Source organism: Nocardia sp. JCM 34519.1, assembly GCF_020361265.1.
GTDB lineage: Bacteria > Actinomycetota > Actinomycetes > Mycobacteriales > Mycobacteriaceae > Nocardia > Nocardia arthritidis_A.
This window is the reverse complement of record NZ_JAIRBR010000028.1, coordinates 43,985-64,977: the sequence shown is the minus strand read 5'-3', so window position 1 is coordinate 64,977 and position 20,993 is coordinate 43,985. Positions and strand designations below refer to the sequence as shown.

At 68.0% G+C, this 20,993-nt stretch carries 23 protein-coding genes; 18 read left to right on the top strand and 5 right to left on the bottom strand.

What is annotated here, in order from left to right; translation table 11 throughout:
* Window positions 1–150 precede the first annotated feature (150 nt).
* The 5 genes from LGY53_RS39540 to LGY53_RS39520 all read left to right on the top strand — a co-directional run bounded on the left by LGY53_RS39540 (window position 151) and on the right by LGY53_RS39520 (window position 4,632).
* Window positions 151–345: a ubiquitin-like protein Pup gene (locus tag LGY53_RS39540; protein WP_040835795.1), complete on the top strand. Its 195-nt coding sequence runs from the start codon at window positions 151–153 to the stop codon at window positions 343–345.
* The gene (gene prcB / locus LGY53_RS39535) at window positions 342–1,187 is read left to right on the top strand and encodes a proteasome subunit beta (protein WP_225731801.1); all 846 of its coding nucleotides are present in this window, start codon (window positions 342–344) and stop codon (window positions 1,185–1,187) included. Before LGY53_RS39540 ends, prcB begins: the two co-directional genes overlap by 4 nt.
* Complete coding sequence (prcA, locus tag LGY53_RS39530) at window positions 1,184–1,939, top strand: proteasome subunit alpha (protein ID WP_225731800.1); 756 nt, start codon at window positions 1,184–1,186, stop codon at window positions 1,937–1,939. The genes prcB and prcA overlap by 4 nt, the downstream gene beginning before the upstream one ends.
* A 197-nt stretch (window positions 1,940–2,136) precedes the next feature.
* Complete coding sequence (gene pafA, locus LGY53_RS39525) at window positions 2,137–3,495, top strand: Pup--protein ligase (protein ID WP_194252436.1); 1,359 nt, start codon at window positions 2,137–2,139, stop codon at window positions 3,493–3,495.
* A 342-nt stretch (window positions 3,496–3,837) separates the two neighbouring features.
* On the top strand, window positions 3,838–4,632 hold the full coding sequence (locus LGY53_RS39520) for a hypothetical protein (RefSeq protein WP_225731799.1): 795 nt from the start codon (window positions 3,838–3,840) through the stop codon (window positions 4,630–4,632).
* Between the two features lie 192 nt (window positions 4,633–4,824).
* Here the strand turns inward: LGY53_RS39520 and LGY53_RS39515 are convergent, their stop codons facing one another.
* Window positions 4,825–5,121, bottom strand: a complete 297-nt coding sequence (locus LGY53_RS39515) for an MTH1187 family thiamine-binding protein (RefSeq protein ID WP_225731798.1) — start codon at window positions 5,119–5,121, stop codon at window positions 4,825–4,827.
* A gap of 111 nt (window positions 5,122–5,232) precedes the next feature.
* Here LGY53_RS39515 and LGY53_RS39510 point away from each other — a divergent pair, with 111 nt between their 5' ends.
* The 8 genes from LGY53_RS39510 (at window position 5,233) to LGY53_RS39475 (ending at window position 13,767) form a co-directional block, all read left to right on the top strand.
* Window positions 5,233–6,231, top strand: a complete 999-nt coding sequence (locus LGY53_RS39510; protein WP_225731797.1) for a YafY family protein — start codon at window positions 5,233–5,235, stop codon at window positions 6,229–6,231.
* A complete protein-coding gene (locus LGY53_RS39505; protein ID WP_225731796.1) occupies window positions 6,228–7,202 on the top strand; it encodes a YafY family protein in 975 nt (324 codons plus the stop codon). Before LGY53_RS39510 ends, LGY53_RS39505 begins: the two co-directional genes overlap by 4 nt.
* On the top strand, window positions 7,199–8,227 hold the full coding sequence (locus LGY53_RS39500; protein ID WP_225731795.1) for a 2-dehydropantoate 2-reductase: 1,029 nt from the start codon (window positions 7,199–7,201) through the stop codon (window positions 8,225–8,227). The genes LGY53_RS39505 and LGY53_RS39500 overlap by 4 nt, the downstream gene beginning before the upstream one ends.
* Window positions 8,228–8,373: 146 nt before the next feature.
* A complete protein-coding gene (gene tatA, locus LGY53_RS39495) occupies window positions 8,374–8,634 on the top strand; it encodes a Sec-independent protein translocase subunit TatA (RefSeq protein ID WP_225731794.1) in 261 nt (86 codons plus the stop codon).
* Window positions 8,635–8,720: 86 nt separating this feature from the next.
* Window positions 8,721–9,680 carry a twin-arginine translocase subunit TatC gene (gene tatC / locus LGY53_RS39490; RefSeq protein WP_225731793.1) on the top strand — a complete coding sequence of 320 codons (960 nt, stop codon included), beginning with the start codon at window positions 8,721–8,723 and terminating at the stop codon, window positions 9,678–9,680.
* A 2-nt stretch (window positions 9,681–9,682) separates the two neighbouring features.
* Window positions 9,683–12,373 carry a DEAD/DEAH box helicase gene (locus LGY53_RS39485; protein WP_374111308.1) on the top strand — a complete coding sequence of 897 codons (2,691 nt, stop codon included), beginning with the start codon at window positions 9,683–9,685 and terminating at the stop codon, window positions 12,371–12,373.
* A 235-nt stretch (window positions 12,374–12,608) separates the two neighbouring features.
* Window positions 12,609–13,286, top strand: coding sequence for a DUF4333 domain-containing protein (locus LGY53_RS39480; protein WP_225731792.1), 678 nt, complete (start codon window positions 12,609–12,611; stop codon window positions 13,284–13,286).
* Between the two features lie 199 nt (window positions 13,287–13,485).
* Window positions 13,486–13,767, top strand: coding sequence for a S26 family signal peptidase (locus LGY53_RS39475; RefSeq protein WP_225731791.1), 282 nt, complete (start codon window positions 13,486–13,488; stop codon window positions 13,765–13,767).
* A gap of 24 nt (window positions 13,768–13,791) precedes the next feature.
* On the opposite strand, the gene LGY53_RS39470 is transcribed toward LGY53_RS39475, so the two are convergent.
* Window positions 13,792–14,751 (bottom strand): 5'-3' exonuclease, encoded by a 960-nt coding sequence (locus LGY53_RS39470; protein ID WP_225731790.1) that lies wholly within the window; start codon window positions 14,749–14,751, stop codon window positions 13,792–13,794.
* Window positions 14,752–14,824: 73 nt separating this feature from the next.
* On the opposite strand from LGY53_RS39470, the gene LGY53_RS39465 reads away from it, so the two are divergent.
* A complete protein-coding gene (locus LGY53_RS39465) occupies window positions 14,825–15,952 on the top strand; it encodes a Xaa-Pro peptidase family protein (RefSeq protein ID WP_225731789.1) in 1,128 nt (375 codons plus the stop codon).
* Between the two features lie 44 nt (window positions 15,953–15,996).
* Here LGY53_RS39465 and LGY53_RS39460 read toward each other — a convergent pair whose 3' ends face one another.
* Window positions 15,997–16,404: a PPOX class F420-dependent oxidoreductase gene (locus LGY53_RS39460; protein ID WP_225731788.1), complete on the bottom strand. Its 408-nt coding sequence runs from the start codon at window positions 16,402–16,404 to the stop codon at window positions 15,997–15,999.
* A gap of 134 nt (window positions 16,405–16,538) precedes the next feature.
* Between LGY53_RS39460 and LGY53_RS39455 the strand changes: the two genes are divergently transcribed.
* From LGY53_RS39455 to LGY53_RS39440, 4 genes are all read left to right on the top strand, one after another.
* Window positions 16,539–17,294: an SDR family NAD(P)-dependent oxidoreductase gene (locus tag LGY53_RS39455; protein ID WP_225731787.1), complete on the top strand. Its 756-nt coding sequence runs from the start codon at window positions 16,539–16,541 to the stop codon at window positions 17,292–17,294.
* Between the two features lie 332 nt (window positions 17,295–17,626).
* Window positions 17,627–18,889 carry a precorrin-6y C5,15-methyltransferase (decarboxylating) subunit CbiE gene (gene cbiE, locus LGY53_RS39450; protein ID WP_225731838.1) on the top strand — a complete coding sequence of 421 codons (1,263 nt, stop codon included), beginning with the start codon at window positions 17,627–17,629 and terminating at the stop codon, window positions 18,887–18,889.
* 88 nt (window positions 18,890–18,977) lie between these two features.
* Window positions 18,978–19,598 (top strand): hypothetical protein, encoded by a 621-nt coding sequence (locus tag LGY53_RS39445; protein ID WP_167475699.1) that lies wholly within the window; start codon window positions 18,978–18,980, stop codon window positions 19,596–19,598.
* On the top strand, window positions 19,595–20,341 hold the full coding sequence (locus LGY53_RS39440) for a cobalt-precorrin-6A reductase (RefSeq protein ID WP_225731837.1): 747 nt from the start codon (window positions 19,595–19,597) through the stop codon (window positions 20,339–20,341). Before LGY53_RS39445 ends, LGY53_RS39440 begins: the two co-directional genes overlap by 4 nt.
* A gap of 30 nt (window positions 20,342–20,371) precedes the next feature.
* On the opposite strand, the gene LGY53_RS39435 is transcribed toward LGY53_RS39440, so the two are convergent.
* Entirely contained in the window at window positions 20,372–20,680 is a 309-nt protein-coding gene (locus LGY53_RS39435; RefSeq protein WP_225731786.1) for a hypothetical protein, read from the bottom strand.
* A gap of 34 nt (window positions 20,681–20,714) precedes the next feature.
* Window positions 20,715–20,966 carry a hypothetical protein gene (locus LGY53_RS39430; RefSeq protein WP_225731785.1) on the bottom strand — a complete coding sequence of 84 codons (252 nt, stop codon included), beginning with the start codon at window positions 20,964–20,966 and terminating at the stop codon, window positions 20,715–20,717.
* Window positions 20,967–20,993 lie beyond the last annotated feature (27 nt).

The window sequence follows — 20,993 nt, the reverse complement described above, 5'->3', positions numbered from 1 at the left end:
CGAACGATTCGGCCGCATATCGGCATGGAATCCGACAAGCTGTCGTTCATGCTGGGTAGTGTTGTTGTACGAGCACGGACATTGCTCATGATCGGGGTCGTGCTCGGCTAGGGCTCCGATCATGATGAGGACTACAGGAGGTCGGCTGCCATGGCACAAGAGCAGACCAAGCGCGCCGGGGGCGGCGACGACGATGAGGGCCTCGACGGCGTCGACGCCGCGGGCCAGGAGCGCCGGGAGAAGCTGGCGGAGGACACCGACGACCTGCTCGACGAGATCGACGATGTGCTCGAGGAGAACGCCGAGGACTTCGTCCGCGCGTATGTTCAGAAGGGCGGCCAGTGACTGCAGGTGACCCCACGCGTCTCCACTTGGGGTACGCCCTCTCATCCTTCTCCGAGTATCTGCGTGAGCACGCGCCGGATCTGTTGCCCGGCAACAGGTTCGGCGCGTTGGATGGTGCGGCCGTGAAGGATATCGCGCCGCACGGCACCACGATCGTCGCGATCAGTTATCGCGGCGGCGTGCTCATCGCGGGCGACCGGCGCGCCACCATGGGAAACCTGTTGGCGCAGCGGGATATCGAGAAGGTGTTCATCACCGACAGCTACTCCGCCTCCGGAATCGCGGGTACCGCGGGCATGGCGGTGGAGATGGTGCGGATTTTCGCGGTGGAGCTGGAGCACTACGAGAAGATCGAGGGCGTCTCGCTGACCTTCGACGGTAAGGCCAACAAACTGTCGAAGATGGTGCGGGACAATCTGCCCATCGCCATGCAGGGTCTGGCCGTCGTGCCGATCCTGGTCGGCTACGACGTGAACGCGACCGATCCGGACCGGGCCGGCCGGATCGTCTCGTTCGACGTGGTGGGTGGCCGCAGCGAGGAGCGATTCGGTTACGCCGCGGTCGGTTCCGGCTCGACGTTCGCCAAATCGTCGTTGAAGAAGTTGTACGCCAAGGGAATTGATCAGGAGCGTGCGCTGCGGATCGCGGTGGAGGCCCTGTTCGACGCGGCCGACGACGACACCGCCACCGGCGGTCCCGACCTGGTTCGCGGGATCTATCCGACGGCGATCGTCATCGATGAGGAGGGTGCGGTCGAGGTGACCGAGGCCCAGCTCGCGGAGATCACCCGCGCGATCGTCGCGGACCGCGAGGCCGCGGAGGAAGGGAGTGCAGGCGCATGACCCTGCCGTACTTCATGTCGGCCGAGCAGATCGTGCGCGACAAGACCGAGCTCGCGCGCAAGGGCATCGCTCGGGGTCGCAGTGTCGTGGTGCTCGTGTACGACAGGGGCGTGCTGTTCGTCGCGGAGAATCCGTCCGCGACGCTGCACAAGGTGAGTGAGCTGTACGACCGGGTCGGTTTCGCCGCGGTCGGCAAGTACAACGAGTTCGAGAGCCTGCGCCGCGGTGGCATTCTGCAGGCCGATCTGCGCGGTTACCAGTACGACCGCCGCGACGTCACGGGGCGGGCGCTGGCCAACGCGTACGCCTCCGCGCTCGGCTCGATCTTCAGCGACCAGATGAAGCCGTACGAGGTGGAGATCTGCGTCGCCGAGGTGGGGTATCCGGAGCAGGATCCGCGTTCGGTGCTCTACCGGATCACCTTCGACGGTTCGATCGTCGACGAGCGCGATTACGTGGTGATGGGCGGTACCACCGAACCCATCGTGACGGCGCTCAAGGCCTCCTACAAACCGGGTCTCGACCTGGCCGGTGCGGTCGGCGTCGCCGTCAAGGCGCTGCAGGCCGGAGCCTCGGAGGGGCCGGAGAAGGAGAAGCGGGTGATCGGGGTGAGCCTGCTGGAGGTGGCCACGCTCGAGCAGGCGCGGCCACGGCGGGCCTTCCGCCGGATCACCAGCGCCCAACTGGAGCAGTTGCTGAATCCGGCCAAGGGTAAGGCGAAGCCGAAGGCTGAGGACACGGAAGCGGAGTAGTCAACCGGCACAACACAATCCCGGGCCCGCGAAACCGGTCGGTCGACCGTGATCGCGGGCCCGTGGTGTGTCAAGGGGCCCACGAGCTCGGGGTCTTGGCAGAATCGGCGAAACCGCCCAAATCGTTGCGAAGACGTATGCATCCCGGTTCTCCGCAGCCCCACGCGACGGTACGACATAGCTGTAATGTCGATAGTGTGCAGCGACGAATCATGGGGATCGAGACCGAATTCGGTGTTACGTGCACCTTCCACGGTCACCGTCGGCTGTCCCCCGACGAGGTAGCCCGGTACCTTTTCCGCCGGGTCGTGTCCTGGGGCCGTAGCTCGAACGTGTTCCTCCGCAACGGTGCTCGGCTCTACCTCGACGTCGGGTCGCATCCGGAGTACGCCACCGCCGAATGCGACAGTCTGCACCAGCTGGTCACCCACGACCGTGCGGGCGAGCGGGTGCTGGAAGAGCTGCTCATCGACGCCGAGCAGCGGCTCGCCGAGGAAGGTATCGGCGGCGATATCTACCTGTTCAAGAACAACACCGATTCGGCGGGCAACTCCTACGGCTGCCACGAGAACTTCCTTGTTGTGCGGGCCGGTGAGTTCTCCCGGATCTCCGATGTGCTGCTGCCGTTCCTGGTCACCCGCCAGCTGATCTGCGGCGCGGGCAAGGTGTTGCAGACGCCGAAGGCCGCCACCTTCTGCCTCTCGCAGCGCGCCGAACACATCTGGGAGGGCGTCTCCTCGGCGACCACGCGGTCGCGGCCGATCATCAACACCCGCGACGAGCCGCACGCCGATGCGGAGAAGTACCGCCGCCTGCATGTCATCGTCGGCGATTCGAATATGTCCGAGACCACCACCATGCTCAAGGTCGGCACCGCCGCCCTGGTGCTGGAGATGATCGAGGCGGGCGTCTCGTTCCGAGACTTCGCGCTGGACAATCCGATTCGCGCCATTCGCGAGGTTTCGCACGATCTCACCGGACGGCGTCCGGTGCGGTTGGCGGGCGGCAGGCAGGCCAGCGCCCTCGACATCCAGCGCGAGTACTACGCCCGCGCCGTCGAGCACCTGCGCAACCGCGACCGCGATCCGCAGATCGACCAGGTCGTCGACCTGTGGGGTCGCACCCTGGACGCGGTGGAGAGTCAGGACTTCGCCAAGGTCGACACCGAGATCGACTGGGTGATCAAGCGCAAACTCTTCCAGCGCTACCAGGACCGCTACAACATGGAGCTGGCCGACCCCAAGATCGCCCAGCTCGATCTGGCCTACCACGACATCAAGCGCGGCCGCGGCGTCTTCGACCTGCTGCAGCGCAAGGGCCTGGCCAAGCGGATCACCGAGGACGAGGCCGTCGACGCCGCGGTGGACACCCCGCCGCAGACCACCAGGGCGAAACTGCGCGGCGACTTCATCACCGCCGCCCAGGAGGCGGGCCGCGACTTCACCGTCGACTGGGTCCACCTCAAGCTGAACGATCAGGCCCAGCGCACCGTGCTCTGCAAGGACCCGTTCCGCTCGGTGGACGAACGAGTCGACCGGCTCATCGCGTCGATGTAGAAAACCGCTTGCCAAGCGTGGCCGTAGCGCTGCATATATGCGCTATGGCCACGATCCGGATTCATGACGTACCCGAAGAGGTTGTCGAGGTGCTCCGTACCTGCGCCGCCGAAGCGGGTATGTCGCTCTCCGCGTATCTGCGGCAGGAATTTATCGCGATAGCGCGACGCCCTCCGAAGATCGAAGTCCCAATTCGTCGCATCTGATCGACGTCGAAGTCTGGAGCTGTTGCGCACTCCGTCACTGACGGTCGCGGCATGCCTCGGAACGGATTCCGGTGGTCGGTGCCGTGTGGCAGGCTGACCGGCGGTAGTGTTGTTGGACGACCGAGGGGGGATGTTCATGGCGTTTTGGAAATCGGCGCTCAACTTTTCGAACAAGTTGGAGAATGCGCGGACGCTGTTCTGGGCGTGGATCATGGTGCTGGTCGGGGTTGGGCTGCTCTGCTTCGGCGGGTATCTGTTCGTCAAGTCCGGATCGCATTGTGCGCCAACGGGGTCGGGGCATCAGAGTTGTGCGGCGTCATCGGATCGGTCCGGTGGGCTGAAGCTGGCTGGTGCCGGTGTGGTGTTGACGGTGCTCGGCGGGATTCTGTTCCATCCGTGGTTCCGGCCGAAGAAGCACTGGTTGGTCGAGGTCGCCGACACGTACGAAGACGCACTGGCACAACAGAATCGGCCGCCGGGGTGGCAGGGGGCGAATCAGCCGGGATACCCGGCGGCGGGGGCATACCCGCCCGCACAGGGATATCCGGCGGGTGGATACCCACCGGCACAGGGGTATTCGCCCAGCGGGCATCCGGCCACGCCCAATTACGCTGCTGGGCAGGGTTATCCGCCGCAGTCCGGCCAAAGCGCACCTGGCGTACAGCCTTCGGGTTACCAGCCCACACCCGGTGCCCAGCCGCAACCGGGTTATCAGCCCGCACCTGGCGCGCAGCCGCGGCCGGGTCATCAACCCGCACCCGGCGTGCAGCCGCAACAGGGTTACCAGCCCGGACCGGGCGCACAGCCGGGCCCGGGTTATCAAGCGCCACCGGGTTATTCGGGCGCACCCGGGTATCAGCAGCCCTCCGGCTACCCGGCCCAGCCGCCGGGTTCGTACCCGCCGCCCGGTTATCCACCGCAGCGGAACTGAGATCAGACGTTCCCGAGGATCGCCGAATTCCTGGACGCGGTCGGCGCGGTGAACATCCGCGTCACGACGGGACTGAGCAGCCGGACCGGGTGAGCGAACGAGCGGCTGCGCGCGGTCGGTGACGGCATCGGGTTCGCGGCGGCCGCATTCGGAGCGGGCCGGATCGGCGGCCCGCCGCATGCCGACCCGACCTCACCCCTCCGCGAGATAACGCTCGACCGATTCCACCTTCGAGGTGATCGCCCCGGTGACCCCGGGCCGGATATCCGCCTTCAACACCAGACTGCAGCGCGGCGCGACCGCCATGACCGCGTCGGTGGCCTGTTTGACGACGCCCATCACCTCATCCCATTCGCCCTCGATGGTGGTGAACATGGCATCGGTGCGGTTGGGCAGTCCGCTGGCACGCACGACGCGCACGGCCTCGGCGACGGCCCGGCCGACCTCGACGCCGGTGCCCAACGGTGTGACGGAGAACGCGATGATCATGATTCGATCATGCCCGGATCCGGCGTATCGCGGCCGAATCATCGACACGGCCCGCCGGCGAATCGCGCGCCGCCGCGCGGTGGGCGCGTGCCGCCGATTACCCTCTATCGGGTGGCGATATCCAAGGTCGAGCGGCTGATGAATCTGGTCATCGCGCTGCTGTCGACCCGGCAGTTCCTGACCGCGGAGCGGATCCGGGAGAGCGTCGCTGGTTACGAGGATTCGGTCAGCGACGAGGCGTTCAGCCGGATGTTCGAGCGGGATAAGAACGAGCTGCGTGACCTCGGCATTCCGCTGAAGATCGGTCCGGTGAGCCGGTATTCGACGGCGGAGGGCTACCGGATCAACCGCGACGCCTACGAGCTACCCGAGATCGATCTGACCAGCGCGGAGGCCGCGGCGGTCGCGGTCGCGGTGCAGATGTGGGAGTCGCCCGAGTTGGCGGCGGCCGCCGAGGGGGCGCTGCTGAAGTTGCGGGCGGCCGGAATTCATGTGGAAACCGATGCGGCGGTGGCGTCGGTGCCCGCGGTGCCCGCGCGCACCAGGGGTTCCGAGCCGGTGCTCGGCAAACTTCTCGCCGCGATCGATGCCGGGCAGGCGGTGCGGTTCGAGCATCGCGGCGCGATCAATGCCCCATACCTGATGCGGGATGTGGAGCCATGGGGTGTGGTGACGCACCACGGCCGCTGGTATCTGGTCGGGCACGACCGGGATCGCGACGCGGTCCGCAGCTTCCGGCTCTCCCGGATCGGTGAGGACATCACCCCCTACGGTCCGCCGAATTCGGTGCACAAACCCGAAGGCGTCGACCTGCGTGCGATCGTCGCCGAGGTCACCGGCAGTTCGCCGACGGTCAGCGGCACCGCGACGGTGTGGGTGGCCGACGGCCGGGGGCGCGAGCTGCGCAGGCAGGGCACGGTGGTCGAGGAGCGGTCCATCGGCGGGCGGCCGGGCGCGATCGTGGAATTCCCGATCCGCTCGCGCGACTGGGTGGCCCGGTTGATCACCGGTCTGGGCCCCGACGCGGTGGTGCTCGCCCCGGACGAGTTGCGCGCCGATGTGATCGCCCGGCTGCGTTCGGTGTTCGACCACACGGAGGTCAGGGCGTGAATTCGCGGCTGTCGGTTCGGCTTTCGCGGCTGCTGAACATGATCCCGTACTTCATCGCGAATCCCGGTATCAGCGCGGCGGAGGCCGCCGACGATCTGGGTGTCACCGCCAAACAGCTGATGAGCGACCTCAACCAACTGTGGATGTGCGGCCTGCCCGGCTACGGCCCCGGCGACCTGATCGATCTGTCGTTCTCCGAGGAGAGCATCGAGGTCACCTTTTCCGCCGGCATCGAGCGCCCGCTGCGGCTCACCTCGACGGAGGCGACGGCCCTGCTGGTGGCGCTGCGTTCGATCGTGGATATGCCGGGCATGGTGGATCCGACGGCCGCGCATGCGGCGATCGCGAAGATCGAGGCGGCGATCGTCGGCGAGGGCGCCGGATCGGCCGAGATCGCGGCGCCGGTGGAGGCGCCCGCGGTGGCGACGGTGCGCTCGGCGCTGGCCCGGCACCGGGCGCTGCGGCTGGTGTATTACTCGGCGAGCCGGGATGTGGTGTCCGAGCGGGTGGTCGATCCGATCCGAATCGTGTTGGTGGACAACAACAGTTACCTACAAGCGTGGTGCAGGTCGGCCGAGGGGGTTCGGTTGTTCCGGTTCGACCGCATCGAGGCGGCCACGGCGCTGGACGAGCCGGCGCGGCCGCCGAGCCATGCCACCGAGGAGTCGGCGGCGCTCGACCTCTTCCAGGACGATCCGGCGGTTCCGTTGGCGCGCTTGCTGATTCGCGCCGACTATGCCTGGGTGCTGGACCAGTATCCGATGCACAAGGTGGCCGTGCACCCGGACGGTGGCCTGGAGGCGACCATGCGGTTCGCCACGCTGGACTGGATGGCGCGACTGTTGCTCGGCTTCGGTTCGGGTGTCACGGTGCTCGGCCCGCCGGAACTGGTCGCCGCGGTGCGGGAGCGGTCGAATGCGGCGCTCGCCGCCTATGAGGAAGCCGGATTCGAGGAGGCTGCTCCCGCGTGACGGGTCAGGTGATGGTGCTCGGCGCGGGCAGTGTCGGCGTTTACGTCGGCGGGCGGCTGGCGTCGGCGGGCGCGGACGTCACCTTCGTCGGCAGGCCGCGGGTGCTGGACGAGATCGCGGCGTCGGGCCTGCTGCTCACCGATCTGGACGGCAACGATGCCGAGGTGCCCAACACCAGGTTCTGGGTGGCGCCCACGCCGGATTCGGCGGGTTCGGTGGATCTGGTGCTGGTGACGGTGAAATCGGCGGCGACCGCCGAGGCGGTGCGCGATCTGGTCGGCCGGATCAAACCCGGCACCTTGGTGCTCAGCCTGCAGAACGGCATCGGCAACGATGCGGTGATCCGGGAGATCCTGCCCACCTGTGTGGTGCTGGCGGGCATGGTGATGTTCAACGTGGTGCAGCACGGCGGCGGGCATTTCCATCGCGGCACCGAGGGCGGGCTTGCCGTGCAGGACGATCCGGCGCTGGAACCGTTCGTCGAACTGTTCGCGGCCGCGGGGCTGCCGCCGCGCCGCTACCCGGATCTGCTGCCGGTGCAGTGGTCGAAACTGCTGATCAACCTGAACAATCCGATCAACGCGCTGTCGGGACTGCCGCTGCGGGAGGAATTGGCGGATCGCGACTTCCGGCGCTGCCTGTCGCTGACCCAGCGGGAGGCGCTGGCCGCGATGAAAAGGGCGCGCATCAAACCCGCCCGGCTCACCCCGCTGCCGCCGGAACTGTTCGCCCGGTCGCTCACGGTGCCGGATGCGGTATTCCACCGGCTCGCCGGGCAGGTGCTCGCCGTGGATCCGCAGGCGCGCTCGTCGATGGCCGACGATCTGGCGCTCGGTCGCAAAACCGAAATCTCCTGGTTGTGTGGGGAGATCGTCAGCCTCGGCGCGATGGTCGGCATGCCGACCCCGGTGAATCAGCGGCTCATCGAGTTGATCGTGGCGGCCGAACAGGGCGACCAGCGTCGGTGGACCGGCGCCGAGCTGTTCGCGCAACTGCGGGCGGCGATCGCACAGGCCAACGGCTGAAGGGTCGCTGAATGCGGCCGGTAGGAGGAGTTCACCCAGTTCGGGGTCCGGTAGCATCTGAACTATCAGGTGTGATGGGACGTGTCTTCGGCATGTCCGTCGCCGGTGCGGAAACGGTCGCACAACACAGTCTTTGGAGGTAGATCATGGGCAGTCTGAGCATCTGGCACTGGCTGATCATCGCGGCGGTCTTCGTACTGTTCTTCGGTGCGAAGCGGATGCCCGACGCGGCCCGCAGCCTGGGTAAGTCGTTGCGGATCTTCAAGAGCGAGGTCACCCAGATGCAGTCGGAGAGCACCGCTCCGGCCGCCGCGGCGCCCACTCAGCAACCGCAGCAGGAGCTGCCCGTCGCGCAGCCCGAGCAGCCGACGCTGACCAAGCCGCAGAGTGAGCCGAAGACGGTCTGACCGCACATAGTTTCACCCCGGGGCGAGCCATTCGCTTCGGACAATGCGTCGGCGCGGCTCACTGAAGCAGGGGCAACCACACCATCATGCGAATCCCGTTCGATCCCCGGCGCAGCAAGCGCAGGTTGAATCCCGACGGCACCATGTCGTTGGTCGAGCACCTGCAGGAGCTGCGCTATCGGCTGCTGGTCTCGATCGCGGCGATCGTGGTCACCACGATCGTCGGCTTTCTCTGGTACAAGTACTCGATCTTCGGCCTGGAGAGTCTGGGAGATATCCTGACCGGACCCTACTGCGCGCTGCCCTCGTCCTCGCGTGCACAGCTGAGTCCGGATCCCAACGCCTGTCAGCTGTTGGCGACCGCGCCGTTCGAGCAGTTCAGCCTGCGTCTCAAGGTCGGCATGACGGCGGGCATCGTCCTTGCCGCACCGATCTGGCTTTATCAGCTGTGGGCGTTCATCACACCCGGCCTGTACGCCAAGGAGCGCAAGTACGCCGTCGGCTTCGTGTCCTCGGGCACGGTGCTCTTCGTCACCGGCGCGGTGCTGGCCTACGTCGTTGTGGCGCACGCGTTGTCGTTCCTGCTGACGATCGGCAACAATGTCCAGATCACCGCGCTGAGCGGCTCGCAGTACTTCAGCTTCATCATCAAACTGCTCGTCATCTTCGGCGTGAGCTTCGAGACTCCGCTGCTGATCGTCGGTTTGAATCTGATCGGCGTGCTCAGCTACGAGAAGCTGAAGAAGTGGCGGCGGGGAATCACGTTCGGGCTCTTCGTATTCGCCGCCATCGTGACACCGCAGGACCCGTTCTCCATGCTGGCGCTGGCCTTCGCGCTGACGGTGCTGTTCGAGGTCGCCATCCAGTTCTCCCGGATCAACGACAGGCGCCGGGCTCGGCGGCAGCAGGCCGAGGACTGGGCGGCGCTGTCCGATGACCAGGCCTCCGAGATCGCCGCGCCGGAACCGATCCGGCCCGCCGAATCGATCATGGATCCCACGGAGAAATCCGCACGACCGGTGTCGGACTACTCCGATACCCTCTGACGGTGACAGATCAACGGTCGCAGCTCGCCGCCTTCTCCGCTGAGCTGAGGTTCACCCTCGACCCCTTCCAGCACACCGCCTGCAAGGCGTTGGAAGGCGGGCACAGCGTGCTCGTCTGCGCGCCGACCGGTGCGGGTAAGACGGTCGTCGGCGAATTCGCGGTGCATCTAGCGCTGGCCGCGGGCGGAAAATGCTTCTACACCACGCCGATCAAGGCGCTGTCCAACCAGAAATTCGCCGACCTCACCGAGCGGCACGGCCGCGACAGCGTCGGCCTGCTCACCGGCGACCAGTCGATCAACCCGGACGCGCCGGTGGTCGTGATGACCACCGAGGTGCTGCGCAATATGCTCTACGCGTCCTCGGACGCGTTGCGCGGGCTGTCGTATGTGGTGATGGACGAGGTGCACTACCTGGCCGACCGGTTCCGCGGCGCGGTGTGGGAGGAGGTCATCCTGCATCTGCCGCCGGACGTGCGGCTGGTCAGCCTGTCCGCGACGGTCAGCAATGCCGAAGAGTTCGGCGCCTGGATGGAAACCGTGCGCGGCGACACCGCGGTGGTGGTCGACGAGACCAGGCCGGTGCCGCTGTGGCAGCACGTGATGGTCGGCAGACGCATGTTCGACCTGTTCGATTCGAAATCCTCCGAACAGAAGGTGCTGGTCGACGAGGATCTGGTGCGGTTCATCCGGCACCGCGAACAGGCCGACCGGGCGAACGGCTGGGGTGGTCCGCGCCGCGGCGGCGGCCCGCGCCGGGATTTCCGGCCGCTGCCGCGCCCCGAGGTGTTGGCCAAGCTGGACGAGGAGGGGCTGCTGCCCGCCATCACCTTCATCTTCAGCCGGGCGGGCTGCGACGGCGCCCTGGCCCAGTGCCTGCGTTCGCGGCTGGACCTGAGCAGGCCCGATGAGGCCGACGCGATCGACGCCATCATCGAGAAACACACCGGTGATCTGCCGAAGGCGGATCTGGAGGTGCTCGGCTACTGGGAGTGGCGCGAGGCGCTGCACCGCGGGCTCGCCGCACATCACGCGGGTATGCTGCCCGCCTTCCGGCACACCGTCGAGGAACTGTTCGTCAACGGGCTGGTGCGGGCCGTATTCGCCACGGAGACATTGGCTTTGGGCATCAACATGCCGGCCCGCACGGTGGTGCTGGAACGGCTGGTGAAATTCAACGGCGAAACGCACGCGGAGCTGACCCCGGGCGAATACACACAGCTCACCGGGCGGGCGGGGCGCCGCGGCATCGATGTCGAGGGTCATGCGGTGGTGCTCTGGCAGCCCGAGGTCGACACCAGCGCGGTCGCCGGTCTGGCCTCCACCCGCACCTACCCGCTGCGCAGTTCGTTCCGGCCGGGCTACAACATGTCGATCAACCTGATCGATCGGATGGGCGCCGACGAATCGCGGGCCCTGCTGGAACGGTCCTTCGCCCAGTTCCAGGCGGACCGTTCGGTGGTCGGGCTGGTGCGCGGCATCGAGCGCAACGAGGGTCAGCTGCGTAAGCTGCGCGATCAGCTCGGCGGTTCGGAAAGCGGCTTCCTGGAATATATTTCGTTGCGCGAACGGATCAAGCAGCGGGAACGTCAACTGGCGCAGCAGAGCCGGACGGATCGGCGCGGCGCCGCCGTGGACGCGCTCACCGCGCTGCGCCGCGGCGATGTGGTCGCCATCCCGTCCGGGCGGCGGGCCGGGCTCGCGGTGATCCTGGAACCCGATGCGACACCGGGTGATCCACGTCCACTGGTGCTCACCGAGGACAAGTGGGCGGGCCGGGTGTCGGTGGCCGATTTCCCGACGCCCGCGCAGCCGCTCGGCCATATGCGGCTGCCGCGCCGGGTCGATCACCGCACCGCGCGGACCCGCAGCGATCTGGCTTCGGCGCTGCGCAGCACCGGAATATCCGCGCCGGGCAGGCAGCGGCGCGGTAAGCGCTCCGTCGCCGCCGACGATCGGGAACTGGCGACGCTGCGGCGCAGCCTGCGCTCGCATCCGGCGCACACCAGGCCGGACCGGGAGCAGATGAGCCGCGTCGGCGAGCGGTACAACCGGCTGCTGCGGGAGACCGAAACCATGCGGCAAAAGGTTGCGGCGACGACGAATTCGCTGGCCCGCACCTTCGACCGGATTCTCGCGCTGCTCGACGAGCGCGGCTTCGTGCACGAGGGCGAGGTCACCGCCGACGGCCGCAGGCTCGCCAGGATCTACGCGGAAAGCGATCTGGTGATCGCCGAATGCCTGCGCCAGGGACTGTGGCGCGGGCTCGGCCCGGCCGAATTGGCCGGTGTCGCGTCGATCCTGGTTTACGAATCCCGCCAGGAGAGCGGCTATTTGGGCGCCAGCGGGCCGACGCCGCCGATCCGGCGCGCGGTCGGCGCGACCATCGGGGTGTGGAGCGAACTGCGCACCGATGAGGCCAGACACAAGCTGCCGCCGACGCGGGAACCCGACCTCGGTTTCGTCGCAGGCGTCTACAAGTGGGCGCGTGGTGACGGACTCGCGGATTCGCTGCTGGCCAGCGGCGATCAGGGCGCGCCGCTGTCCGCGGGCGATTTCGTGCGCTGGTGCCGTCAGGTGATCGATCTGCTCGACCAGATCCACAACACCGCCGACGATCCGGAGATCGCGGGCACTGCGGCGAAGGCGGTTCGCGCGATCCGGCGGGGCGTCGTCGCGGTGGACGCGGCATGAGCTCGGGGGTTGGGCGACCACGCGGGGCCGCCAATGCGAACACAACGTATTCGATTGTGATTTGATTTCTTTCGCGTACCGACCGTGGTGTAGGAGTCGCTGAGCGAGCGAGGCGAGTGAATCATCAACACAGCGCGGCTCGCGCATGTTTCGGCGAAGGCATGTGCGACGAGTCGCACGCGGGGGGCTACCGTATGTGTAACTATGCGAGTGGAGGCGAGCAGGTGAGCGACTCATGAGCGGCCCGTTTGGACCGAACAACCCGGAGGGGCGCGACGATCCCACCCAACACTGGGGTCAGCAGGCGCCGGGCCAGGCCGGGCCCACCCAGCACTGGGGTGGTCAGCAGCCGCAGAATCCGTCCGCGGCGCAGCCCACTCAGCAATGGAACGATCCGAACGCGCAGCAGGCGCAGTGGGGCCAGCAGCCGCAGCAGCAGTGGGGTCAGCAGCAGCCGAGCCAGCAGCAGCCGCAGTGGGGGCAGTCGCAACCGCAGTGGCAGCAGGCGCAGCCGCAGGACTGGAACGCGCAGCAGCCGCCGCAACAGCAGTGGGGCCAGCAGCAGCCGCAGTGGGGGCAGCCACCCCTGACGGTGCAGAAGAAGCGCGGCAAGGGATTGTTCATCGCGCTCGCCGCCATCGGGGTGCTGGTCATCGGCGGTGTCGTCGCGCTGGTCCTGATCCTGACCTCCAAGGACAAGCTGGACCAGTCCGCCGTCCAGGACGGTGTGAAGAAGGTGCTGTCCGATTCGTACGGCATCCAGGACGTCAGCGATGTCTCCTGCCCGTCCGGCCAGGAGGTCAAGGTGGACCAGACCTTCACCTGCGACCTCAAGGTCAGCGGTGAGCAGAAGAAGGTGACCATCAAGATCACCAAGTCCGATGGGACGTACGAGGTCGGTCGGCCGAGCTAGTTCGTTCGGCGATCCGGTTGAGGCGATTCGGCGGTCGTAGTGGCGCGACCGCTGGCATGGCAGATCACTCGGCATCGGCGTAATTCGGTTGCACCGAATGAGATATGAGCGTCAAGCTCCTGGCGTGGGCGTGTTGGACAGTGTGGCGGCCCGGGTCGCATCGGGAGAGACGGTGCGATTCCGTCCGACAGGGTCATCGATGGTGCCGCTGATCCGCAGTCGGCAATTGGTGACGGTCGCGCCGGTCGATCCCGCGCGCGTCGAGGTCGGCGATATCCTGCTCGCCAAGGTTGCCGGGACGGTTTACCTGCACTTGGCGACGGCCATCGACGGAAAGCGGATCCAGATCGGAAACAATCGCGGCCGCATCAACGGATGGACCGGCCACGAACGGGTTTTCGGCCTGTGCGTCGCCGTGGACGGGGTGCCGCGCGGCAATATCGACGGCAAACTCCGGTCCGTCGACTCCTCATCGAGCTGAATCTCGTTCCCCCGGAACAGATTCCTAACGCGGTGTGGTGAGGGCCGCGGTGAGCCGGGTGATGGGGCTGTCGGCGTTATAGCGGACGGCCAGCTCGTGGAGGCGAGCCGGGTCGGCCGGTCCGGCGGGGAGGGTGTCGGGGCGCGAGAGGGCGACCTCGGCATCGCGAACGACCCGGACCACCGGGGCGGCCGCCTTCAAATAGCCTTCTGCCGCACGGAGTTTCGCGCGGACGCCCTGGGCGAGGTCGGCGTCCGGATCGTCGACGGCGGCGCGCAGCGCGTCCAGTGAACCGAAACGGGTAATCAGGGTGGCGGCGGATTTGTCGCCGATGCCGGGCACGCCGGGCAGACCGTCCGACGCGTCGCCGCGCAGGGTGGCCATATCCGCGTAGGCAGGGCCCGCGTTCTCTTGCGGCACACCGTATTTCGCGGAAACCTCGGCGGGGCCGAAGAGTTCCGCCTTGGCCAGGCCGCGGCCCGCGTACAGCACCCGCACCGGCGGCCCCGGTTCGTCGCGGACCAACTGCAGCAGGTCGCGGTCGCCGCTCACCACGATCACCGGATCGGTGCGTTCGCGGGTGGCGAGGGTGCCGAGCACATCGTCGGCCTCGAGGCCCGCCGCGCCGCCGGTGGCGATACCGGCCGCGTCCAGGACCTCCAGGATCATGTCGACCTGCGGGGTGAGGGTGTCCGGCACCTCCTCGGCGCCGGGTGCGGCATCGGCGGCGGTGTCCAGGCGGTGCGCCTTGTACGACGGCACCAGCTCCACCCGGTAGGCGGGCCGCCAATCCAGGTCGAGGGCGACCACCAGCCTGCTCGGCCGGTGCTTGACGATCAGCGCGGCGACCATATCGGTGAAGCCGCGCAGTGCGTTCACCGGACGACCATCGGGTGCGGTGATCTTCTCCGGGATGGCGTGAAAGGCGCGGAACCACAGGCTCGCACCGTCCAACAGCAGCAGGGGTCCGGCGGACGCAGTCACGAACCAAGAGGCTACCCGTACGATCCGACAACCGGTCGGATCGGCGCTTGCGTACCGGGTAACGTCGGCAGGTATGAGTTCGCACACGGAGTCGAGGTTCGCGGCGGAGGTCTACGGCGAGCGGCTGGAGCGGGCGGTGCAGCAGATGCGCACCGCACACCTGGACGCGCTGTTGATCACGCCGGGACCGGATCTGCGGTACCTGATCGGATCCGCCGCGGAAACTTTCGAACGGCTGACCTGCCTGGTGATCCCGGCTGATGGGTCGACGCCGTCGGTGGTGGTCCCGAAGATGGAGTTGGCGGCGCTGGAGAGTTCGGCGGCCGGGGAGCTGGGTTTGCAGGTGCTCGACTGGGTGGACGGTGTCGACCCCTACCAACTGGTGAAGTCGGCGTTGCATGTCGGTTCCCGGGTGGCGGTCACCGAGGTGATGCCCGCGCTGCACCTGCTGCCGCTGGCGGAATCCTTTACCGGACTTCCGGTTTCGGCCACCCCGGTACTGCGCGCGCTGCGCATGAAGAAGGATGCCGCCGAGGTCGACGCGCTGCGCCGGGCCGGTGCGGCCATCGACCGGGTGCACGCCAGGATGGGTGAATTCCTGCGGGCGGGGCGCACCGAGGCCGAGATCGGCGCGGATATCGCCGACGCCATCGTCGCGGAGGGGCATACCGCTGCGGCGTTCGTCATCGTCGGCAGCGGCCCGCACGGCGCGGATCCGCATCACGGGGTGTCGGAGCGGCGGGTCGAGCAGGGGGATGTCGTGGTCATCGATATCGGCGGCCCGGTCGAACCCGGCTACTACTCGGACTCCACCCGCACCTATGCCATCGGCGAGCCGGATGCCGAGGTCGCCGCGAAGTTCGCCGCGCTGGAGCGCGCGCAGGCCGCGGCGGTGGCCGCGGCACGGCCGGGCGTCACCGCCGAGTCGGTGGACGCCGCGGCGCGGAATGTGCTGGCGGAGGCCGGATTCGGTGAGGCGTTCGTGCATCGCACCGGTCACGGCATCGGCCTGTCGGTGCACGAGGAGCCGTACATCGTGGCGGGCAACGATCTGGTGCTGGAGCCGGGCATGGCGTTCAGCATCGAACCCGGCATCTATTTCCGCGGCGAGTGGGGCGCCCGCATCGAAGACATCGTCGTCGTCACCGCGGACGGCTGCGAGTCGATGAATCAGCGCCCGCACGGTCTGACCGTGCTGTAGCGGTTGTCGCGTGGTGGCGGGCGGGTCCCGTCACCACGCGCCGCTCACGACATTCCGTTGAGGGTGCTGCTGGACAGGATCCGCCGCACCTCGATCGCGATCACCACCCGGGTCGGATTCTCCCGAGGCGTCCGGTAACGGGCCGCGTATCGTGCCACGGCGTCGGCGACCTCGGCCGGATCGTCCAGCACCCGCGCCGGTCCCTCCAAGGTGAGCCAGCGCGCCCCGTCCACCTGGCTCACGGCCGCATATCCCGAGCGCCGCACATTGCGCACCTTCACCGAACCGTCGTTCGTGATGATCCTGGCGATCCCGGCCTCCGCATCCCAGGTGAACCCCACCGCCACCACATGCGGAGTCCCGTTGGCGCGCAACGTGGACAGCGTCGCGAGATGACGTTCGGTGACGAACTCGAGTGCGGTCGGCGATAGCGCGGTGCTGGTGGTCGGCATACTCCGACGTTAGCGACGCGATACGGGGGTGACGCCGTCAGGGCAGTCGAATCGGCTCAGCGTGTCGTGAACCGATGGGAAACCGGAGTTGCCCGGCGGTCGGGGTGGTGATGGCAGGTGACAGACTTGGCGGCATGGGAGTGCGTGGGATCGCGGATGGGCCGGTGCTGCTGCTCGGTGGGCGCAGCGAGATGGGTCTCGAGGTGGCGCAGCGATTGGCGGCGGGGCGGGTGGTGATATTGGCCGCGCGGCGCAGTGCCGAGTTGACGCAGGAGAGTGCGCGGCTGGTGGCGGCCGGTGCGACGGCGGTGCACACCGTCGAATTCGACGCCGACGATACGGCGAGTCATCAGGCGCTGCTGGAGAAGATCGCGGCCGAGCACGGGCGGCTCGGGGTGACGGTGCTGGCGTTCGGCATTCTCGGCGATCAGGAGCGGGCGGAACGCGATCCGGCGCACGCGATCTCGGTGGTACATACCGACTACGTCGCGCAGCTGAGCATTCTGACGGTCCTCGCGAATCTGCTTCGCGCACAGGGTGATGGGCAGATCGTGGTGTTCGGTTCGGTGGCGGGGGTGCGGGTGCGGCGCGCCAACTACGTATACGGATCGGCCAAGGCGGGTCTGGACGGATTCGTCTCCGGTCTCACGGATGCCTTGCACGGCAGCGGAATTCATCTGCTGCTGGTGCGTCCGGGTTTCGTCATCGGCCGGATGACCGAGGGGATGAGCCCGGCTCCGTTCTCCAGCACTCCCGGCCAAGTGGCCGATGCCGTCGTCCGCGGCCTGCGTAAGCGCGCTCGCGCGATTTGGGTGCCCGGCATTCTCGGGCCCGTATTCTTCGCCATGCGCTTTGTGCCACAAGCGATCTGGCGGCGGTTGCCGCGGTGAGCGCGCTTCCGGCGGATCGGCGGTGGGCCGCGGCGGCGCATTCCGGTGGGTCGGCGATCGGCCCGGGTGCCGCCGGTATCGCTGCGGCGCAGCGGAGTCGGCAGTGGGCCGTGCCAGCGCATTCCGGTGAGTCGGTGATCGACCCGGGAGCCGCCGGTATCGGTGCGGCGCAGCGGAGTTTGGCCGTCGACCCTGCTGCGGGCGATCCCGTCGATCGCGCCACGGACGATGCCACCGCGCGGCGGGAATTTTCGGCAGCGCCCGAGTTGTCCCGGGACGCGCTTGCCGGTGCCGGGAATCTCGGAGGCGAGGCGCACGTAGCTGGATCCGGTGTGGACGCCGGAGGCGGTCCGTCGGCGCCGGGCCGCACCGAATGGCACGGCCCGCGAATCGCGGTGGTCGGCATCGGCGCGGACGGCTGGGATGGTCTGAGTCGCGCGGCGCGGGAGGCGGTCGCGAAGTGCGCGGTGCTGTTCGGATCCCGGCGGCAGCTGGCGCTCGTGCCGGACGGATCGGCGGAGCGGGTGGTCTGGCCGTCACCGCTGCTGCCCGCACTGCCCGAATTGTTCACACCGCACGCCGGACGACCCATCGCGGTGCTGGCCAGCGGTGACCCGATGTTCTACGGTATCGGGGTGACGCTGGCCCGGCTGCTGGGTTCCGGTGCGCTGCAAGTATTTCCGCAACCATCATCGGCATCGCTCGCGTGTGCGCGGCTGGGTTGGGGAGTGGGGGAGACGCCGGTGGTGAGTGTGGTCGGGCGGCGAGTGGAAACGCTGCTGCCCGAATTGACGGACGGGCGGCGGATTCTGGTACTCGCCGCGGACCAGCACTCCCCGGCGAAAATCGCGGAATTGTTGCGACACAATGGATTCGGCCGTTCCGAGCTGACCGTGCTGGAGCAACTGGGCGGACCGCTGGAGCGGATAACCAGCGGATGTGCCGACACCTGGGACCTGCCGCCCGGCGATCCGTTGAACGTCATCGCGATCGAGGCGGCGGCCGATCCGAAACGCCTGCGGGCGACCCGATTACCCGGACTGCCCGACGAATTCTTCGGCGGCGACGGACAACTCACCAAGGCCGAGATGCGCGCGCTGACGCTGGCGGCGCTCGCGCCCGCGCCGGGCGAACTGCTGTGGGATATCGGCGGTGGCTCCGGCAGCATCGCCATCGAATGGTGCCGCACCCATCCCGCCTGCCGGGCCGTCACCTTCGAACGAATGGCGAAGCGCCGCACGCAGATCGCGGAAAACGCGGCCGCACTCGGCGTTCCGCATATCGTGGTGCGCGGCGAGGCCGGTGCCGAACTGAGCGAACCGCCCCTCGACATCCCCGACGCGGTATTCCTCGGCGGCGGGCTCACCCAGGATGGCCTGTTCGAGACCTGCTGGACACATTTGCGCCACGGCGGCCGGCTGGTCGCCAACGCGGTCACCGCGGAATCCGAAGCGCTGCTGCTGCGTTGGGCCGCCGCGCACGGCGGCGAACTGCGAAAGTTCCAAATCTATCGCGCCGAACCGCTCGGCGGATTCACCGCGTGGCGTCCGCAGCTGCCGGTCACCCAGTGGTCCGTGCGCAAAGCGGCCAGGTGAACTCGCATTCGGCCAGGTATCGCCACCCGGTAGGGTCGGCCCGGAGTTCCGGTCGAAGGCCGGAAATCCGTTCTTGATTGGGAGATAGATGAAGTACAAGAAGTTCGCCGCGACGGCGCTGCTGGCCGTCGCCGCCACCACCGTCGCCGCGGGTACCTCCGTCGCCGAACCCGCGCCCGCCCCGGTCACGCAGGATCAGCCCGCCGCCGCGCCCACCGTCAAGGGTGCGGACAAGGGGGTCGACTATGTGCTGCAGCTGGCGGACGCGGGTAAGTCGGTGGTCACCACGGTCACCGGCGGCGCGTTCGGACTCACCGCCGACAAGAAGTCGGTGCAGTTGAAGAACGCCGCGGGCGAGGTGGTCACCGAGATTCCGCTGTCGGCCACCGCACAGGGCAAACCGGTCGAGATCGCCGCCGCCATCGACGGCGACGCCACCCGGTTGACGCTCACCCCGCAAATCACCCCGACCGCGTCGGCGCCCGCGACCGCCGAGGTGATCTCCGCGCAGGAGTGGTTCTTCGCCGAACTGCAGCGTTCCTCGCTCGGCGCGCTGGTCGGCGGCGTGCTCGGCGCGGCGATCGGCTTCCTGTTCTTCATCGGCGGCGCGATTCCGGGCGCGGTGATCGGCGCGCTCATCGGCCTCGCGGTGGCCGGCGGCCCGTCGCTGCTCAACGCGGGCATCGCCTACTTCAGCGGGCAGCCCTGAAAATCCTGATCCTGGGCGGGACCCGGGAGGCCCGTGAACTCGCCCGAATCGCTTCCGGCGAGCGTGGATTCGACGTCGTCTCCGCGCTCGCCGGACGCGTCCGCGATCCGCAGCTTCCGGTCGGGCAGGTGCGGGTCGGCGGCTTCGGCGGCCCGGAGGGGCTGCGGGAATGGTTGGCGGCCAACGCGATCGGAGCCGTTGTCGACGCCACCCATCCGTTCGCGGGCACGATCAGCGCCAATGCCGCGGCGGCCACCGCTGCCACCGGCGTTCCGCTGCTGCACCTGCGGCGGCCCGGCTGGTCGGAAAGCCTGGGCGACAAGTGGATTCGCGTGCCCGATCGCGAGTCGGCGGCCGCGGCCCTGAAGACGTTGGGGGAGCGGGTTTTTCTTACCATCGGCAGGCAGGGCGTATCCGCCTTCGCCGGGCTCGCCGAGCACTGGTTCCTGATCCGCGCCATCGATCCGCCCGCTGGCGCGCTGCCGCCGCGGCACGAATTATTGCTGGCCCGTGGGCCTTTCGCCGTCGAGGCAGAATCCGCGCTGCTCGCCGGGCATCGGATCGACGTCCTGGTCACCAAGGACAGCGGCGGCTCGCTCACCGATGCCAAACTGACCGCGGCCCGTGCGGCCGGGATACCTGTGGTCATGATCGATCGTCCGGCGCCGCCGGAGGGCGCGACCATCGTCGACACTGTGCCCGATGCCTGGAAGTGGTTGCGCGTCTTGGCTTTCCGTGGATAGGACCTGTCCTCGAGGTCTTCGGCAAAGGGTCTAAATGCTGAGCGTGGCGCGTAGTCGCGCATCGAGCGAATCCGCCTCCACATCGGTGAGTTCGCCGGACTGTTCGGTGAGCCACTCCCGGTATACGCGATGCAACTCCAGTGCGTCGGCCCAACCGTGGCTGGTCTCGACGGCGAGCACATGGCCGGGATCGGCGTCGACCAGCGGCACCGCGTGCAACCACCGATAGGGCGAGGTGATCACCGCCGGATCGGATACCAGCACGACGATGCTCTGCCGCGGTGAGGGGGTGCCGTCGGGCAGTGCGGGGGAGTAGTGCCACACCTGTCCGCGTTTCATACCGATACCCCGCGGGCCGTGGCGCCGGTTCGGCTCATGCGGCGCCGCGCGGGTGTCGGCGGTCGTCCTCCTCCGCGGCGGCCATCGCGCGCAGCTCGGCGTAGGCGGCGGCGCGCTCGGCATCCTCATCGATCACCAGCCGGGCCAGGCTGTCCTGTACCAGCGCGGTCCGGACGGCGGCGTTCACCAGCGCGGACAGGCTGCGGTTCTGCCGCTGCGCCGCCTGCCGCGCCCATTCGGCGACCTGGGGATCGAGCGTCACCGTCACGCGCGCCGCCTTACTCATACGGAAATGGATACCACGACACCACGC

Excerpts from the sequence above, each read along its gene's own strand:
- LGY53_RS39520 (WP_225731799.1), top strand. The coding sequence starts at position 3,838 with ATGGCGTTTTGGAAATCGGCGCTCAACTTTTCGAACAAGTTGGAGAAT.
- LGY53_RS39460 (WP_225731788.1), bottom strand. The coding sequence starts at position 16,404 with ATGCCGACCACCAGCACCGCGCTATCGCCGACCGCACTCGAGTTCGTC.
- LGY53_RS39455 (WP_225731787.1), top strand. The coding sequence starts at position 16,539 with ATGGGAGTGCGTGGGATCGCGGATGGGCCGGTGCTGCTGCTCGGTGGG.
- LGY53_RS39445 (WP_167475699.1), top strand. The coding sequence starts at position 18,978 with ATGAAGTACAAGAAGTTCGCCGCGACGGCGCTGCTGGCCGTCGCCGCC.
- LGY53_RS39515 (WP_225731798.1), bottom strand. The coding sequence starts at position 5,121 with ATGATCATCGCGTTCTCCGTCACACCGTTGGGCACCGGCGTCGAGGTC.
- LGY53_RS39475 (WP_225731791.1), top strand. The coding sequence starts at position 13,486 with ATGGTGCCGCTGATCCGCAGTCGGCAATTGGTGACGGTCGCGCCGGTC.
- LGY53_RS39465 (WP_225731789.1), top strand. The coding sequence starts at position 14,825 with ATGAGTTCGCACACGGAGTCGAGGTTCGCGGCGGAGGTCTACGGCGAG.
- LGY53_RS39540 (WP_040835795.1), top strand. The coding sequence starts at position 151 with ATGGCACAAGAGCAGACCAAGCGCGCCGGGGGCGGCGACGACGATGAG.
- tatA (WP_225731794.1), top strand. The coding sequence starts at position 8,374 with ATGGGCAGTCTGAGCATCTGGCACTGGCTGATCATCGCGGCGGTCTTC.
- LGY53_RS39430 (WP_225731785.1), bottom strand. The coding sequence starts at position 20,966 with ATGAGTAAGGCGGCGCGCGTGACGGTGACGCTCGATCCCCAGGTCGCC.
- LGY53_RS39435 (WP_225731786.1), bottom strand. The coding sequence starts at position 20,680 with ATGAAACGCGGACAGGTGTGGCACTACTCCCCCGCACTGCCCGACGGC.
- LGY53_RS39480 (WP_225731792.1), top strand. The coding sequence starts at position 12,609 with ATGAGCGGCCCGTTTGGACCGAACAACCCGGAGGGGCGCGACGATCCC.
- prcA (WP_225731800.1), top strand. The coding sequence starts at position 1,184 with ATGACCCTGCCGTACTTCATGTCGGCCGAGCAGATCGTGCGCGACAAG.
- tatC (WP_225731793.1), top strand. The coding sequence starts at position 8,721 with ATGCGAATCCCGTTCGATCCCCGGCGCAGCAAGCGCAGGTTGAATCCC.